Origin of the sequence: Marinilabilia sp., assembly GCF_016278715.1 — a bacterium.
Classification (GTDB): Bacteria; Bacteroidota; Bacteroidia; order Bacteroidales; family Marinilabiliaceae; genus Marinilabilia.
On sequence record NZ_JADQBH010000308.1, the window covers coordinates 1 to 19,226 of the forward strand.

The window sequence follows — 19,226 nt, forward strand, 5'->3', positions numbered from 1 at the left end:
AGTTTTCCCAAACTTAGATATTGGCATGAGTGCTTCCTATGCGTAGTTTACCGGATGCTTACATTATATCGTGTTTTGCACGCAACTAATTAAAGAAAAAAGTTTCTCTGACATTGCCTGTGTTGACATTTTCACTGGCCAGGGTGTAAATCAGATTGGTATTTTCCAGATAGATTTTATCCACCTTTCCCATCCTCTTCAACACTCCGCTTCGGTCTTTCGTCGTACCTGCTTCGGGGCTTCTTCGACTGTTTTCCGACTCTTCTCCGACCTTATAAGAGTCCCATAAAAGTCGAACAAGGGCCGAACAAGACTCGGAGAAAGACAAAAGAGAAAGCATCCAGAACCTTGACTAACATTCATTTAGCATTTTAACAATCTCCACCAGGGAAATGTGGTTACAGTTCCTTTAACATACAGATTACAAACAACTCTTTTATGTGGTACTTCATACAATTCTTACTTTTTTCAATCACTGACGATTATTTTCTTTGTAACACATATTCGTTCGGAGGAGCATATTTTCAATAAATAAACACCCGAAGATAAATCATGCACATTTAAAGTTATAGTCTCAGCAAAACCATCCAATTTTTTATGCCAAAGAACATTTCCGGACAAAGATGAAAGTTCCAGACTTGAATTTTTTCCAATTTTCGAAGGAAGGTTAATCGACAAAATAGACCTAACCGGGTTAGGATATACAGAAAACTGTTCTGCCCAATCTTCTTTAATACCGGTCTTACTTTCGATATTAACACCTAAAGACGCATAAGAACGACATTGATTTCTGGTATTAATCTCAAATACTTTGACCTGTCCGGTTCCGGCAGTGCCCCATGTTACTTCTATCGAATTCCCATCCTGAAAGTCTGCTTTTCCAAGGTCAACGCTCCAACTATAACGGCTATGACTATGTTCATCCAACATATAAGGAAGTTCTGTCTCCCCTTCTTTCACATTGATTTTCCCATCAATGGTCAACAGGTTTTCAGCACCGGCTTCAATGGTTATTGTTTTGGAAGAAGATATACCGCAGTTATTTATCAAGCTTGCTGACAGTTCGTAAACCCCCGATTCAGGAAAAACAATAACGACTTTATTTCCATACACCTCGTTCAATGTATTTTCGGGCAAAATCCATTGAACTTGTGTGCCGGCCAAAGTGCTGATGGCATATTCCTGAGGTTCATTGATACAAACATGATTGTTACCACTAAAATAACCTGGAAAAAGTGGTGCGTCACCGCGATTTAACCTTATCACCTGCGCATCGTCACATGCCAGATATAGAGTGCCACCCCGCGTACTGTATATGGAATTTACGTTATATCTACCGTAATCAAGCCAGTTCTCGCCACCGTCACTGGTGTAAAAAACCCCTCCGTCGGTTGTATAATAACCTTCTGATTCATCAAAAAAAAGTATATCGGTGATTATTCTTGAATGCCCTGTTTGTAGCCGTTCCCAAGTTTGTCCCCCGTCTTCTGTTTTACTGAGTAAACCATTCATGCCGCCAGCATAAATTACCTGATCACTCGCAAAACATATTCGTCGATACGAGTATCCTTCCGGTCCGTTTGTCTGAATCCAGTTTTCCCCGCCATCGGTTGTTTTTAACCAGTCATCACCAAAAGCATAGCCCAGCTTAGAATTTTTAAAGTCAATGCTAGACACCTTGTAGTCACTCACATTGGTATTTGCAACCTGCCAGTCATCTCCGAAATTATTTGAGTAAACAATTTTATTTTGAATAACATAAAAGAAACTGCCATTCTGATTAAAATACCTGCTCCCGGTATAACCATCAGGAATAGATTCAGATGCTTGCCAGGACAATCCCCCATCAAAGGAACGGATTAATTTTTCATTGTTATAGGCAACCAGTGTGTCCATATTGAGAGGCACCACATTCATCTCTGCGAATTCTTCTTTAGTGGGCAATTCATTCCAGGTAATTCCGCCATCGGATGTTTTAAAAAGTAAATTTCTACTGGTAACATACCCCGTCTGTTCCGTTGGAAATAAAACGTTACCAAAGAAATCATCATGCACAATATTACACGTTTTTTCCCAACTTTCACCTTCGTCTTCACTAACTGAAATTGTGCGGCCTTCCGCCTGAGTTGAACCAAAACCTGATGATCCAACAATGCAAATCGATCCCTCATCATTAAAAGCTATGCCATTGATTGTTTCATCAAAATTCAGGCTATTTATCTGAATCCAGCTTTCTCCTCCATCAATGGTTTGAAATAGTTTTCCACGAAACCAACCACCAAATGCATATCCGACATTCTTATTCCTGAATATGATTTTTTGGCCATAATCCTCAGGCAACTTATAAGATTTGAACCATGTTTTGCCCTGATCAAGTGTTCGGTATATCTGACCTTCACGATCAATTAAGTATCCATTTTGGTCATCTGTAAAACTCACAGAACGTATTCTTGTACCAGATGCAAATGATGCTGAAGTATCTTTATTCCAGGTATCTCCTCCGTCTCCTGTCGTGTAATAAGTATTTCCCCTGAAAGCAATACCTTTATTTTCATTAAAAAAATAAAAACAACTAAAACCATCAAAATTATGACTCTTATACGACCAGCTTTTACCACCATCAACGGTTTTGTACAAATAACCATCACTATCGGACACAAACCCTATATTTTCATTAATAAAATAAAAACTTTCCAACCAACGGAAATCATCCACCGAGGGTAATTCTATCAAAAACCATTGCTCTCCGCCGTTTTCTGTTTTAAGCAAATAGTCATAGTCCGTCAGGATATATCCGACGTCCTCCGATGAAAATACTATTTCTCTGAGATTCCCGGTATAATCAAGAGCTACATCACTCCAGGTATGTCCAAAATCCACAGAACGGATGAGATGACCTTGTTCCCCCACAGCAAACAAACCATTGGTCTCATTGAGTGCCACATCAAATAAACCATAGGTTAGTTTTTCAAAATACGTTTGACAATCCCCAGTGACAATTGCTTCCTGCTCATCTGTAATTTTTATTTTCAGGTTTTGTTCATGTACTTCCTTATCAGACGAGACGCATTTTATCCGAATCAACTTTGTGGTATGTGACTCAAAATCAAAACTCACATCGGCAAAAAGCTGATTATCAACAATTGAGAATTCATCATTATCAGTATCTCCATCACCTGCGACCATTTGAAAATCTGAATAGGTAACAGATGAATTATTTACCACGAAGTTCCCGACTAGAGTACCCGGTACATTTCCTTCCTCAATCTTATCATTATCCAATCCGATAAAAAAGTTATCTGATTGAAGCAAAAGTATCTTTCTCAGAATTGAGTCCGCATTGACTGAAAACTCGCTTTTATAATCGCCAATCGCATCCCCGCCTAACCCTATTTCGATTAATGGATGTGTATCGTTTGACTTTATTCGGAGAGTTCCTTTATGTAAGCCTTTTTCAACCGGGAAAAAAATTACATTCAAACTGATTTCTTCACCGGGGCCAATGAAATCAGGTACAGTATCATTCAAGTAGAATGCCTCTCCAACCACTTCGACTTCTGACAAGGCCAGCATACTACCCCCCTCATTATATATCCTTAATTTTCTAACTGCCATTGAATCTACATTGACATCCCAAAAATTTATATCGGTTTTAGATGTACGTAATTCAGCGGCGGGTCGACTGCTCCACAGAGAGGACACTCCGTCCTTTTCGGCCAGAAAAAAAAGGTAATTATTTATAAGACCACAAATCTTAGAATGCTCATCAACGTTAAATCTGGATTTTAATAGAGTAGTCGTACCAATTTTTGTCCCATCACTTTTGTATACATACTTTTCGCCCCAATTTCCAGAAGCAAAGTAATAGACATTTTCATTATTCACGTCAGTGTACAAGCCTGCTTCATTAAATATTCCTTCCTCACCCAGCTCGAAAGTACCATCCTCGGTACCATCCGATATCCAAAGGTTATGATTGAATGTGCTTGGTCCACTAAAACACAATTTTTTATTGACTTCTCTGAAATTACTGATGTAGGAACCCGACCAATGCCTTTCCCAACTAAAAGATTTCACCAATTTGGTTTCCAGAGTATTTATATCGCACACCCACAATTCATCCTTTTCCTCCCCACTATTAGGATCAGATCTTACAGAAAAAAAGACCTTATTTCCAACTTTGGTCACATTATCAATTTCCTGGCTGCTATAAGTGCCGGCAGTAAATTTCTTTAGTTCTGTCAATTTCCCGGTATTGGATTCGCGAAACCACAACCATATTTCGCTTTGATAAGTGGTATATGTAGCAAAAAACATTCCTTCCGGAAATGTTCGAAAAAAATTCATTTGATTATTAAAAAGATGCTCGGTTTTGGTACCAAAGTGGGCCTGTTTGAACACATTACTCCGCGAAATATAAATTGAATCGTTGTGAGGAAAAATATTCGCTGGTTCATACTCATCAGAAACAAGAATCTTGCTACCTATTTCTGTTCCATCTGAATACCATATATTTTTGTATGGTGAATTGGCCTGGCGGTCTGCCTTAAAAATAAAACCGTCCTGAAATGTAAACAATGGAGAAGCATTTGAACTCGTTTTGTAAGCTTCATCATTATTCTGGATATCCATAAAAAGGGTGGTTCCATCGCTGGTTCCATCAGTAACCCACAATTCTTTTCCAAACTTGGGATGATTCGCTGAAAAGTATACTTTACCTTTATATTCAAGAAAATATTCAGGATGACTGCCTGTATGTCCCGGAAAAATATCAGATAAAAGAAAGGTGCCTTTTGCAGAACCATCTGTCACCCATAATTCGGATCCGTATTCCCGGGTTTCACCGGCAAACACATAACCATTTTCAGTTTCATGGAATGTAGATACGGATACAAAAGGATGAATATGGGTTTGTCCTTTGAGGCTCAAACACATTAATACAAATAAAAACGTGATCAGGGTAAATTGTTTCATTGTAATTTTTATTATAAAACATTGGAGTCCGGATAAAAAAAGAGATTGCATCATTGATTACAAAGCGAAGCAATCTTTTATCAAAAAATAAGTTTTTCCGGACAAAGGCTACAGTAAAAGTAAAAAAATACCTTTTTATTCAAAAATTTTATCTTATTTTGAAATAGTTATTATAAAATCCTCTATCCAATGCGCTTAAACCTGGCTTTAATTGTCTTTCTTTTTTGTTCTCTTTCCTATTCCCAATCCACATTTGAAGATGTGTTTCGCTTGAAAAGTGAAGAAATCCATGACTCATGGGGAGATGAACTTTTCGTCCATGACCTAAATGGAAACGGAAGGGTCGAAGTTCTTATTTATGATGACGGATATGTTTCTTGTTACGAATTCGAAGATGAAGGTTTTAAAAAAATTAAAATGTCCGTATTGGAATATTACAGGCTGGATGAAATAAATAAAAACTGTTTTCTTGATTGGGATAATGATGGGGATATTGATATTATTGCTCTTGCAGAAAGCTCCACCCCCAATCTAAACCTAATGCTATTTGAAAATGACGGGAAATGTAATTTCACAGAAAGTGTAGTAATAAATAGAAATTTACTTCCCAGCCATATTCGTAGTTTTTATACTTGTGATTTTGATTTTGATGGGATGTCAGACTTCTTTCTTTCCGGTATGTCCTTTAATGAAGAGGAAAAGACATTTTTGTTTTTTAATAGAGAAAACAATCTCAATTTCATAACAGATACAATACAAGTTGAAGGATTAATGTCTGGCGGTTTAATTAAGGATTTTAATGAGGACAAGGTTGCCGATATAATTTATACTACTGGATATTTTGATGGAGGAAATGACCTTATTTTCAATAAGTGGTGTGTGGAAAATCAGGATTCTAAAACTTATGGCCTTTACAGGGATTTCAATAATGATGGATTATACGATTTTGCTGGTTCAAAATCCTGTTATTTCTATAATAAGGAAACGGGCTGTTTTCAATATAAGGATACTGAAGATCAAAGAGGTGAAAGATGGGCTTGTGATTGGAACAATGATGGATGGACTGACTTAATAACCTATTACGACAACACTCTCCGATACTATGAAAATAATAAGGCAGAAGGTTTTATTGAAGTGTTTCATAAATATTTTGTATTTGGTTGTGGAAGTCTGATTCCGAGAGATATTGATGGGGATGGTGACTTGGATATGATATTTGGACTTAATAGTCTATCCTATTTTGAAAACATTACAGAAACCAATCGGGGAATTCAGTTAAAATTAACCAGGTCAAATCCCAATTTCTCATTCTTTAATCTTCAAGTAAAAGTATTTACCGGACAATCCGTTCAGATTAAACAGTATAAGGTAGATGATGCTGTTGAATCGGGTGAATCGGTCTATTTTCATTTTGGATTAGGAACTGTCAATACAATAGATTCAATACAGGTCAACTGGCCATCCGGTTTAATCCAGACCAGAAGGAACATTCCTTATTCAAATAATATTGAAATCATTGAGAATTACAATACTAAGCCCCTGACTGTAACCACTCTGGAAGGGACAGTCCTTTACCCGGATCAAGCCAGGCTGGAATGGGAAAACAATCAATATGGAGAAGAAAGATTCATTATCCTAAGAAAAACGCCGACTGACGCCGGATTTGTTTCTATAGATACTATTCCTGCCAATAGCGTTAATTTTCTTGATAATACGTACCTGGCAAAACAAACTGTTTCCTATAAAGTGATTGGTGAATCAAAGTTTGGGCAGGCTGAGAGCAATGAGGTCGCATTAATGTTTGGAGATGCTCTTCCCGCTCCAAATACTGCCCCTTCTATACAATTAGACTCAATCAGCTACGATTTGGTAATACTTTCGTGGAATGAAATAGAAGATGCCAGCGAATATATCATTGAACGAAAGGACAATACTGCAAACTCTTATAAAGTCATTAACATTGTAGATTCTACCGTGCTGAAATACCGGGATGATTCCGTTCTGGAAAGCTCCATTTATACCTATCGAGTTACTGCCTCCAATCATGGAACTTACTCATCATCTTCCAATGAAATTGAAGCGAGTGTGCCCTACTCTCCTTTTAAACTTTCGGAACGCATTAATCTTGCACCTCATCGCCTTTGGCGAATTATGGATTACAATGGTGATGGAGATAAAGATTTTTATTACAATTTTAACGATTACAACGATGAAGAGGCTACTGGCTCTTACGTTTATGAAAATTTAGATGGCATTAATTTCAAAGACAATCCTACCAAAATAGAACGATACCTGCCTCACGTTTATAATAGCTATCCTATGCCTTTCTATGATTTTAATAAAGACAATTTACCGGAAGTGTACTCCTCTCCCGATACTATCACTACTCTAACTGAAAATGGAAATATTTTATTTTTTAAGGACTCGCTGGAAATAGAAAGAAAACATTTGCTAGCCTGGGCAGGTTATCTGAATGATGATTTAAATCTTGATTATATCTACCGAGACTTTGGGAATTATGCAACTGCAAATGTATACGTTAAAATGTCGGACGTTCAAAGAAAGGGTGGTGATCTAATGTACAATTCACACACATACTCTGATTGCTTTGTTGTAAATGATTGGAATGCAGATGGTTTAAACGACATCCTGGTTGCTCGTAATTTTAATAGATATCTGACATTAAATTACTTAAAAAATGGAAACCATGAAATTTCAAAATCACAAATAACCATCACCAATGGATCGCAGTTTTCATCAATAAAAGACGTCACCCGTTTGGATGATTGTGATTTTAATAACGACGGTTTCTTTGATTTATACATGCAGCGAGAGTCGGATGGTTACATCCTAACGAACAATAACAATACAGATTTTAAAATTTCTCATGTCCTGAAAAATCTTAGTCAGGTTCAACTCAAGGATTTTAACAACGATGGTTACACTGATCTAATTGGATATAACTCCGAAAATAAAAAAGTTGAAAGTTACATAAATAACCACAACGGCGACTTTGAAATTGAACATTATGATTTCGACAAAGTAAAGGCACCAAAATGGATCAGAAGCGATGATTTGGATGGTGACGGGGATGTAGATCTTATTTTGGGAATCGATGAATACCTGCCGTTGGTCGAAAATCACAGCCGTACAGAAAAAGTCAGAGAGATATGGATATTTTCAAATCAGATTATTGAAGAGCAGGCTTTAGAAAAAGAAAAACTTCCCATCCCTGCAAATCTCCAAGTCGAGCTTAATGGATCCGGGGCCAGTTTCTCTTGGGAACAAACCAGCACGCTTAGCAATTTAAAGTATAATATTTATTTGAAGGATGCCACAGGGGATTATCTTATTTCTTCTGTCACTTCCGTAGATAATGGATCCGATTTTGCATCTTCAGGAAATTATTGGAGCAATTCCAATTTCTTTACCACAACATGTTTGAATAATGGCACCTACTATTGGGCTGTCCAAACAGTAGATAAAGATGGAAGAACTTCTCAATTCTCCGAAGAACAGTCCTTTTCAGTCGCGCAACCGGCCCTTTCAAAACCGGAAGCTTTTCAGGTGAATGTGCTGTCACCTACAGAAATTAACATGTCGTGGAGTACAGAGGATGAGAATATTGAGTTTTTTGAAGTTCAAAGAAAAAAAGAGGGAGATACAGCTTTTGAAACTATAGACCTGCGAAAATTAACAGACACCTTCTACACTGACATTGAGCTTGATCCTAATACAAGTTACTCCTACCGGCTGCGGGCTTATAACTGTACAACGGAATCAGAATACACGGAAGCTATTACCGTTAAAACTCCACCCTATATTTATACTCCGTCAAAAAAATATCCCATTTTAATATCCAACAGCTCAAGTCCAAAAATGGCTGATTTCGATAACAATGGGAAATCTGACTTTATTATCAATAATGATGATCGTTTGGAAATTTATTATAGCATCAATGATACCGTTTCTTCTCCGGAATATTTAGATCTGACCCCGTATACATCTCCATTTTATTCCAAAATAGATTTTAAATTAATGGATTTCGATAAAAACGGGTACATAGATATCGTGTTGTCTTCAAGTATTCCAAAAACCAACGACAGTCTCATTATTAATGGTTTTTTGAATGATGGCAAGACCTTTACATTAACACAGCTGGATACCATTAATATAGGGGGGTATAATAATTTTTATATCGATGATTTAGACAATGATGGAGATTGGGATTACTATGGTAACTTTTCACTTGATGGACGGAATTCAACAGCAACAATAATTATCAATACCAATAGCACAGATTCCATTTTTTCTTTCAAGGGGTCTTTTATAGACAGAAAGTACCTTATAGACCTTGATCAGGATGGATTTAAGGATATTCCAATGACCACCGGGAACATCTATGATGAAAATCAGGAAGTTTTACTAATCTCATTCTCGGAGAAGGAAGAATGGCAAACTAAAACGCTGTTCAATGGTCATTGGGCAAATAACAGAGAACTATTTTTAGAATTTACAGACTGGAATAATGATGGGTGGATAGACATCTTCACCTATACCTATTCTGATGAAGATCGTTATCAATTTCATGTACTTGAAAACAAAGAAGGTTTATCATTTGAGATGAGAACCCCATATAGTGATGTGGCCCTTGATTATGAACCATATCTGAATGTGATTGACATTAATGGGGATGACAGGAGTGATGCCATTTTTAGTGGTAAAAGGCTTAATACCTCTCAAAACAGATATGGCCATTGGGTCATGCTTGCGGACTTAAACAAAAACTTTCTAAGTGCCCAGGGGCCTGATTTACTCTTTCATTTCTATATCTCATATTCAGACTTTAATGACCTTGATGGAGATGGGGACCCCGAATTGATTGTTTATAACGATGATTCATACGGCGGTAATGCAGGAATAGAAATATTCAAAAATAACTATTACCCATCCTATACCAATGTTTGGAAAGAACCATTGCCTCCCATTCAGCTAAAGCGAGAACCCTATGGAAAATCCGGCAGCATTTTATCATGGGAAAATGACATTAATGAGAATAATTCCTCAAATTTCTATAATGTGCAAATATTGAATGAATCAGGAGACACAATTGTTTCAGCAGAATCGTTGGATTCCGGAAAGCGACAAATTCAGAATTATGGTAACAGCGGAATAAATAAGTTCTTTATTGTAAACGATCTACCTGTAGGCAACTATACCTGGAAAGTGCAAGCCATTAATAAATCAATGAACGCCTCTGAATTTTCGGAGGAAGCAAGTTTTAGCCAGGAATTGAATAATAGTATTAATAATACAACAATTGATTTCATAGTCAATGTAGATAGAAAAAACAAAACAATTACTTTTGCCAATCAACTTGTGCCTTCAATGGTAAGAATATATGATATACAGGGGCGGATTTTATTTAATCAAAAGGTTTTTTCAAATAAACTTGATCTGAACAATCTTGCTAATGCCTCGAATTTCATTATAATTGAACTTTTTGTAAATAATAAAGTGTATTACCAGAAGATTCTGTGGTAAAAACCTGAATTCAGATAATAAAAAGCCCGGCATGCAAACAGACCGGGCTTTAATTTAAATCTGATATCTCTAACAGGAAAGTTCTACAAGATTTCCGATATTAGTCATTACAAATTTCCACTTTGAAGCACAAAATTAATCGGCACGGTGTACGAAACCTGCACTGCTTTCCCTCTTTGCATACCGGGTTTCCACCGGGGCATGGATTTGACTACCCGTACAGCTTCTGAATTAAGGGATAGTGAAATGCCTCGAGCAATTTTCACATTAATAATTCGTCCATCTTTATCTATAACGAAAGAAACATATACACGGCCTTGAACGCCATTTTTCTTAGCTTCAGCGGGATATTGAATATTCTGCGCAATAAAATCATGCAAGGCTGCATCTCCTCCGGGAAATTCAGGCATATCCTCCACTATAAAGAACACAGTACTTTCTTCTTCTTCGGACTGACTATCGAGAAAATCAACAACTGATTCATCATCAGCCATATTCAACAAATTACTTAATTCCCATGAAGGTTGTTGTTGTGGTGGTGGTGGTGGTTTGAGTTCCTCCTGCGTGGTAATAGGAATTATTTCCTCTTCATATTCATTAATTGAATTATTACTTACACCAGTTGGCAAAGGATTGGGCTGTATTTTGGTCTTTTGCTCTCCGCTAATGTTAGAAATAACGTCATCAACGGCAACAAATGAGGTATATTTTGTTAAAAGATTGTATTTCAGTCCAAGTTGAGTAATTTCCTCTTTGAGGGCTTCCTTTTTGTCGGAATTATCATAGCTGTAGCTGTCTAAAGAAGCATAATCGCCCAGCAAGCGGATCTTTTCTCTGGCCCAGAGATATTTCAACGCTTTATTTTCCTGACCATTGACCTTTATATCAAGATTTTGTGAGATTTCACTTTTCCCGGATGTCCCTGTTACTTTCAAAATGCCATGTGGTTCCCCACGATATTTTCCGGAAATAATAATGGGTCTTTCGGCAAACAAGTCAGGAATGTTTTCGGGCAAAACATCATAAGCATCAAAACCCTCAAAGTTGTAATCAATGCCGATTAATACAGGTTGAGAAATGTATTTTTCGAACTTGTCAGCCTGCATTACAGCTTCCGATTGATTCATTGCCACAAAGGCTTCCCCATATCCCACATGAGCCATCCCTTCGATCAGGTGCCTGTTTACTCCACGTCCAATGCCAAATGAAAAAAAGTTGGCATTCCCCAGGTTGTTTCGAATATAATCGAAGGTCTCATCCTCCACAGAAACATAGCCATCGGTAAGGATTATGAATGACCGGGCAAAATTTTCACGTCCATTCAAGCCCATGGCGCTCTTCAGAGCATTGAGCAATTCGGTTCCTCCTCCCCCATGCCGGTTATCCATAAATTTAATGGCATCCTCAATATTCGGCTCCGTGGCAGGCAATGATTCCTCATTGTAGATATAGGAACCGCCGGAAAAGAAAACAATATTGAAAAGGTCTTTTTCCCGCAGTCCGGAAAGTAAGCTCTTCATCATTTTTTTTGAAATATCCAGCGGAAAACCGGACATGGAGCCGGATACATCAACAATAAAAACATATTCGCGGGCAGTAATGTCCTCAGGTTGCACGCTTGACGGCGGCTGCATCATAGCCAAAAAGAATTTTTCTCCATCGGGATTATCGTAAAGCAAAACACCTGTTTCGATCTGATTGCCTGCGAGACGATATTGCATCACAAAGTCACGATTACCGCCATCCGGTTCTTCCATCGCTATTAACGCCGATGATTTCGCCTGATAATCTATTTTATTTCTGTGGGTTTCGCAACGAATATCCTGAATGGGCAGACCGGTATTCAACTCTATATCAATATCAAGCATAGAAGTTGGTTTTTCACCCTCTTTCAGATACGGATTTCCGGTCCAGGTTTCGGTTGAGGCTTCAGCCATCTCGCCCTTGCTTACGTATCGGGGACCAACCACGGTAGGATAAACGAATTCATAAATTTTGTCGGATGGCACCAGCAGTTCAGTGTACGACATTTTCACCTCCACTGTGGCTCCGGGCACAATATTAGCCACCTTCATTTTAAAAACATTAGGACGCTTTTCCTCAAGCAATGAAGCTGTCTTCCCCTCCTTCTTAGCCTTCTCGTATCGTTTTCTGGCTTTATCTTTTTCTTCAATTTTGGCCATAATGACTCTGTCACCCACCTTCATCACCATTTTGTAAACAGCAGCTCTGATAGATGCAGGAAACACATAGATGGCTTCAATAACAGACTCACCTGTATTGACGTAGGTTTGGTTGACCGTTACATCGGCAATAACCCCGGAAATTTCTACATCAACATCAGTCGATTTCAGTGGCAGGCTGGCTTTCTCAGCCTCATCGGATAATACCACGAAATAAGGAGACGCATTTTTGTCCTGTGCCATGGCAGAAGTCATGATGCAACCAGACAAAATAATGAATAATACTGTTGCTTTGGAAAAAAGATTGTGGGTTCGCATGGTAAAGTACTTTAGGAGGGTTTAACAATAAAATAAGAGAGTCTATCAGTTTGTTAAACTAATATTAAGTTCCTGTTACCTTTACCTAAAGCTACTACAAAAGATGCTGGAAACATACAGAGCAAACGAATATTTGAATATTTTAAAAGAATGTTAAGCTTAGTTAACCTTTGAAAATATTTTGCTTTTTGTCTCCTCAAGTGCCTCCCTTACAGCTATCTTTTAAAATATTTTAGAAGAAAATAAAAACTACTTATAACAACTTTTTAACAAAATTTCCTAATTAATGCATATAATTATGTTGGATAAGGCTTAAAGATGACAAATTTATTGGCTTAGTTCCTTTCAACTTCTTCACGATGTTATCCTGTTATTTTCCACAATCCTACCCGAAATCACCCAGATATCCTTCTCAGATGATGTCCCTATCCTCATAAAAAGCCTCAATATTTTATGCGTTTTTTTTCCGTATTTAGTGATTGTATTATTTAACAGATTAAAGAAAAGGTGCAATCAGGAAAAAATGAAATGGCATTTTTTATATCTTAACAGACAAATATCAGATTAATGGAAATTTTGACAATAAACAAAACATGCATTAAAAGCAAAAACAGAACGCTCTTTAAAAACCTTTTCTTACATATTAAAGAGGGGCAGAATTGGGCTGTTGTAGGTTCTTCAGGGTCAGGAAAAACAGCATTGCTGAAAGCCATCAGAGGCGACTTTTTTGTATCTGGTGGCGAAGTTTTGCATCACTATTATGATTGGTACAAAACAAACCACAATATTTCTGATCCTTTGTTTTCGCACCGGAACCTGGTTAGCTATGTTGATGTAAAACATGATTTTACGAATTTAAGTCATACCCGTGATTTCTTCTATCAACAACGGTATAATGCCAGTTATGCCAATGAATCGCAGACCGTAGATGGGTATCTTCGGGATATATCGTCGAAAAAGACACTTGACGGACCATGGTATGTTGAACGGGTAATCCGAGAGTTTAATCTTGAACCACTTCAGGATAAACATCTGATAAAACTATCTAACGGAGAAACAAAGCGTTTGAGAATAGCTGCCGCCCTTTTAAAAAATCCTGCTGTTCTTTTGCTTGACAATCCATTTACTGGTCTGGATGTGAAGATGCGCGCTCATTTTAACGAATTGTTTAAAAAAATATCCGAAGAAGGAATGACCCTGATCATGGCGACATCTCCACATCAAATTCCTGAAATGATTACGCATGTGTTGGTTTTGGAGAAAGACAGGGAAGCGAAACCTTTTTCCCGGTCGTCTTTCAATTCTGAAAATATTGATATGAATCCAGGAATGCCGTCTTTACCTACACCACAGGAATTAGACATACTGTTGTATAAAAAGTCTTCGGGTTCATTCGATATACTGGTAAAAATGGATAGTGTGCATGTGCAATATGGAAATACCAAAGTACTTGAAGACATTAATTGGCAAATAAAACCCGGTGAACACTGGGCTTTATCGGGCCCCAATGGATCGGGCAAATCCACATTGCTCAGTCTGATTTATGGCGATCATCCACAGGCTTATGCCAATAACATTGTGCTTTTTGACCGGCAGCGGGGCACTGGTGAAAGTATATGGGATATAAAGAAAAATATTGGATTCATGTCGCCCGAATTGTTTCAATATTTTCCGGGGAGTTTTTCATGTCTCCAGGTGGTTGAATCCGGGTTCTTTGATTCGATAGGTTTATATCAGAAAGTTAATGACGAACAGAAACAAACCGCTTTGAAATGGATGAAAGTCATGGGCATTTGGGAAGAAACAGATACCTTGTTCTCGGATGTTTCAGCCACGCTTCAGCGTCTGTGTTTATTGGCACGGGCATTGGTAAAGAATCCCGCTCTTCTCATTTTGGATGAACCCTGCCAGGGATTCGATGATACACAACAAAAACATTTCAAAGCGTTAATTGATGCCATCGCCGGACACAGTAAAATGGCTATGATTTATGTCACCCACCACCGGGAAGAGTTGCCGGAGTGTTTTAAGAACGAAAAAACACACATTGAACTATTAACAATAAAGAAATAGAACACCCAAAGCAAACCTTCAATTGAGCGGAAACAAACACGTAAAAACACTTCCCTCATCAAGCTTACTGGTAACATGAATGTTTCCGTTATGAATGTCCATAAACTCCTTACAAAGCAGCAACCCCAAACCGGTGCCCACTTCATTTGAAGTCCCCGAGGTGGAAATATTCTCTGATATTTTAAAGAGTTTCGACAACTTACCAGGCTCCATCCCAACGCCATTATCAGCCACTGATAGTTCAGCAAAGCTCTTGTTTTCCTTGTGAATCAATCGGGCATTAACCCTGATTTCACCATTCACGCGGGTAAACTTAATGGCATTTGAAACAAGATTTCGAATGATGGTTTCAAACATATTCTGGTCGGTAAATATTTGTAAATCTGCCGGGGTATTGTTTTCAATTGAAATGTTTTTCTTCCTCGCCAGGTGCCGCAAGGCCTCAAGCTCATTCTCAACCATTTCATTTGCATGATGGATAGATGGGGAAAAGCTAATGACTTTGCTTTGTGCTCTGGCCCAATCCAGCAAATTCTCTAACAAACGATGGGTGTGTAGGATGCTCTCATTAATTAATTCAATACATTGTTGTTTGTCCTTGCCATTCAGGTTCTCATCAATCAACAACAAATCAGAAAGACCGCAAATATTACCAATGGGATTTTGTAGATCGTGGGCAATAATTCCAAGAAATTTATCCTTTGAGGCATTCAATTTCTTAAGTTCTTCATTCTTCTCTTCAATTTCTTCTTTTATCAAGCGGGCTTCAATGGCTTGTTGCTCCAACTTGGTATTTATCTCCAAACTATCTGTGTACAACGCTTTTGTCTTTTTTTGCTCATTAAGCAACAATTTATTTGATTTAAAAAGCTTGAACCGGAGTTTGTAATGAACCCTGTTTATGATAAAACCTATAATTGATATGGGATAAATATCTGCAATGATTAACAGTTCCTTTTCTGAAGGTTTTCCAATAAAAATAAGCATCAGTGTAAAAACGATAAGCGGAAAAGCATAAATAAATGCTGTTAATTGCCTATTCTCCTTTATGTCCAGCGAAATGAGAAATATTACCAATATTGCGCCTGTTACACTTGGGGCAAGAGCCTCTTCGTGTAAATGAAGCAGGCATTTTCCATACATCATCAACTGAAGTGCTATATAAATGGAGATGTATAGGTTTTTTTTCAACCGAAAGAATTGATGCCTATTCAAATAGTGTATCAGGAGTAATGCGAGTATTATAATCATTGGAACTGCACGAATGGCAACTCCCCTGAAACTATTTCTTACGCTCCAGTCGGAATAAATGTAATAAGCAAGAATAATACCCCCCACCCCTAAAACGAGTGTCATGTTCTTTAGAAAGACTTTTCCTAAGTATTTCTCAAATTGAGATTGAAGCCTTTCCGAATTCAGTTTACTACCCATTTAATCAAATATCTACGGTTAGATTGATTTCAACTCCCAAAAAAGCTCTTTTAAGTAAACCGACCGATAATTTATCAGAAAAATCAATTGGCATATAACTGTTTACCGGGTGAATATCTGTTAACAAACCCAGATTCATATATGTATAGGCAGCCAGTTCACTACAGAACATCGTGTCTAAACTCGTCTTTTTATGGACAACTCGTCCCAAAGTTGGATTCAAAAATTCATGAACCGTGTCAGGAAAGTCAGCATCATGTATTTTAGGGATGAGCTCTTTAAAGCGGTTCAGAAGCGATGCATCTCTGTCGGTGTAGAGATGACGGATGGCACATTTACTGTCCTCTCCATGCGTGAAGTTATATTTGAGCCGTTCAGAAAGCCTAACCAACATTGGGCCCGACTTAGGAATTCCTTTTATAACATCAATAACAGGGGTTTCGGTATCGGACTCCCAGAATAAAACATTATCCAAACCAACATCCAAACCAATGTCTTCAGCCAGAACTACTATTCCGACATGCGACCAGCAGCTACCTTCAAGCGCTTCGATGCAATTACTGCTAAAATGCATACCGTGCATCAGCATAAGATCACCGGTTTGCAAGTCATTCTTAATTGACTGATAACCGGTCCTTTGTTGTTTAAGTATCATCAGTGTTTAGTAAAATAGAATCATACTACGAAACTGTCAAAATTTTCCGTTTCTACCTAATCAGGAATACAACTTTATGACCAATGGTCAAATCCTTTCTCCTGCTATATTGACACCTACTGCTTCGTAATAAGCCTTAATGTTTTTGGCTTTCTTTATGTTTTTGTAAGCTTTATGGGGATTTGAGAACAGCCTGGAGAAATATTCCCAGAAACTTTGCATTTTTAACAAAATATGCCCGGGACCCGACAAGGCCTCCTCATAATACTGAAAAAGAGTATCATGAAAACGGCTGAACTGGTCTGTCCAGTCATCCGGCAGGTGGTCATTGTCCATTTGAATCATTTTGGCTAAGAATGGATTGGCGATAACTCCCCGACCAAGTGCCCAGCATTTAATGGTTGGAAACCGATGCCTCAGTTCTCTGAATTTGATCACAGAATCAATATCCCCATTGTAACAGATTTGATGACTGGTTTGGTCAATGCATCTTTGAAACTGCTCCAAATCTACCTCCCCTTTATAAAGTTGCTTACCTAAACGGGGATGAATGACGATGCTTTTGATTTTGTGCTTTTCCAGCAGGGGCAGCAAGTCTAATATTTCATGGCTATTCTCATAGCCCAGTCTCATTTTTAGAGATATGGTGATGTCAGATTCACCCGAAACTCTTGTCAACAAATCATCAATCTTCTCTTTATGTTTTAACAAACCAGAGCCCAAACCGCGTTTGGCCACCATAGAATACGGACACCCCAGATTCCAGTTTAGTTCCTTATACCCCAACTCCTGAACATATCCGGCCACAAAAAGAAACTCCTCAGCACAATTGGTCATCACCTGAGGTATTAAATGGCCCACGCGATTATTCTCCGGCAAAAGGTCCCTTCGATAAGAATTCTTTATCTCCGGCTGCCCCGGTAATCTAATATAGGGGGCATAATAAGCATCTATTCCACCAAAAAACTTATCTACTGCATTTCTAAACCGGAAATCGGTAAATCCCTGTAAAGGAGACGACAAAAGGGTAAAACTCATATAACCACTGACTTAAAAAAACAACAATTCATCAACATACGCTAAAGGTAGTCATGTATGAGCATGATACCGTTTTAATTGAAAGGGTAAAAATACAAACACTTTTTTCTAAAACCTTGTTGCTTTCACGATGAGGTTGTCCATAAAGTTATGGGTTTCGTATTTTTTTGTCATTCTGAACGCAGAGAAGAATCTCGTAGTCAATAATCTCCAAGACCATGAGCCGCGCAATACAAAAGCTGTGGTGACTTTTTAGACAACCCCAGGCAATAAAACAAAACATCTAAAATTGGCCCCCATTCAGGCACGGGCCAATTATTTGGGGTAAAGGAAAGTTCGTTTCAAGAACGCAAGTCATCTTTTCTCAAACAATAAGTTTTTCCGGTCAGTAATGTGATTTTTGGGGCTCATCACCAATATGGGTGCCTATTTGAAATATTTCGTTCATTCAAAAATGATATTTCTAACAATCACCAAAGGATGCGACACCTTCAGCGTCGATATTCTGTGGTTTGCGAATACCTATAAATATATGAGCCCTTCAGGCTCGGTTGCTATCAAATGTAACAGCATGCCCCCAACGTGAATCAATTATTTATAGATTTAATTTTTACATGAGAATCGACCCCCAAGCTAAGCATGCGACACCTTCAGCGTCGATATTTTGTGGTTGCGAATAACTATAAATATATGAGCCCTTCAGGCTCGGTTGCTATCAAATGTAACAGCATGACCCCAACGTGAATCAATTATTTATAGATTTAGTTTTTACATGAGAATCGCCCCCCAAGCTAAGGATGCGACACCTTCAGCGTCGATATTTTGTGGTTGCGAATAACTATAAATATATGAGCCCTTCAGGCTCGGTTGCTATCAAATGTAACAGCATGACCCCAACGTGAATCAATTATTTATAGATTTAATTTTTACATGAGAATCGACCCCCAAGCTAAGCATGCGACACCTTCAGCGTCGATATTTTGTGGTTGCGAATAACTATAAATATATGA

Annotated in this window: 8 protein-coding genes; 2 read left to right on the forward strand and 6 right to left on the reverse strand. The window is 38.0% G+C overall.

Annotation, left to right across the window (positions count from 1 at the left end; genetic code table 11):
• Positions 1–85: 85 nt before the first annotated feature.
• Together QZZ43_RS18635 and QZZ43_RS18640 are read right to left on the reverse strand one after the other, a co-directional pair.
• Positions 86–340 (reverse strand): hypothetical protein, encoded by a 255-nt coding sequence (locus QZZ43_RS18635; RefSeq protein ID WP_291862431.1) that lies wholly within the window; start codon positions 338–340, stop codon positions 86–88.
• Positions 341–468: 128 nt separating this feature from the next.
• A complete protein-coding gene (locus tag QZZ43_RS18640; RefSeq protein ID WP_291862434.1) occupies positions 469–4,974 on the reverse strand; it encodes a YCF48-related protein in 4,506 nt (1,501 codons plus the stop codon).
• 189 nt (positions 4,975–5,163) lie between these two features.
• On the opposite strand from QZZ43_RS18640, the gene QZZ43_RS18645 reads away from it, so the two are divergent.
• Entirely contained in the window at positions 5,164–10,518 is a 5,355-nt protein-coding gene (locus QZZ43_RS18645; protein ID WP_291862436.1) for an FG-GAP-like repeat-containing protein, read from the forward strand.
• Between the two features lie 107 nt (positions 10,519–10,625).
• On the opposite strand, the gene QZZ43_RS18650 is transcribed toward QZZ43_RS18645, so the two are convergent.
• The gene (locus QZZ43_RS18650) at positions 10,626–13,019 is read right to left on the reverse strand and encodes a TonB family protein (RefSeq protein WP_291862439.1); all 2,394 of its coding nucleotides are present in this window, start codon (positions 13,017–13,019) and stop codon (positions 10,626–10,628) included.
• 567 nt (positions 13,020–13,586) lie between these two features.
• On the opposite strand from QZZ43_RS18650, the gene QZZ43_RS18655 reads away from it, so the two are divergent.
• Positions 13,587–15,092 carry an ATP-binding cassette domain-containing protein gene (locus tag QZZ43_RS18655; RefSeq protein WP_291862441.1) on the forward strand — a complete coding sequence of 502 codons (1,506 nt, stop codon included), beginning with the start codon at positions 13,587–13,589 and terminating at the stop codon, positions 15,090–15,092.
• 18 nt (positions 15,093–15,110) lie between these two features.
• Here the strand turns inward: QZZ43_RS18655 and QZZ43_RS18660 are convergent, their stop codons facing one another.
• From QZZ43_RS18660 to QZZ43_RS18670, 3 genes are all read right to left on the reverse strand, one after another.
• Positions 15,111–16,448: a sensor histidine kinase KdpD gene (locus QZZ43_RS18660; protein ID WP_291862443.1), complete on the reverse strand. Its 1,338-nt coding sequence runs from the start codon at positions 16,446–16,448 to the stop codon at positions 15,111–15,113.
• A 79-nt stretch (positions 16,449–16,527) separates the two neighbouring features.
• On the reverse strand, positions 16,528–17,178 hold the full coding sequence (locus tag QZZ43_RS18665; protein ID WP_291862445.1) for a hypothetical protein: 651 nt from the start codon (positions 17,176–17,178) through the stop codon (positions 16,528–16,530).
• 87 nt (positions 17,179–17,265) lie between these two features.
• Positions 17,266–18,216, reverse strand: coding sequence for a tRNA-dihydrouridine synthase (locus QZZ43_RS18670; protein ID WP_291862448.1), 951 nt, complete (start codon positions 18,214–18,216; stop codon positions 17,266–17,268).
• Positions 18,217–19,226 lie beyond the last annotated feature (1,010 nt).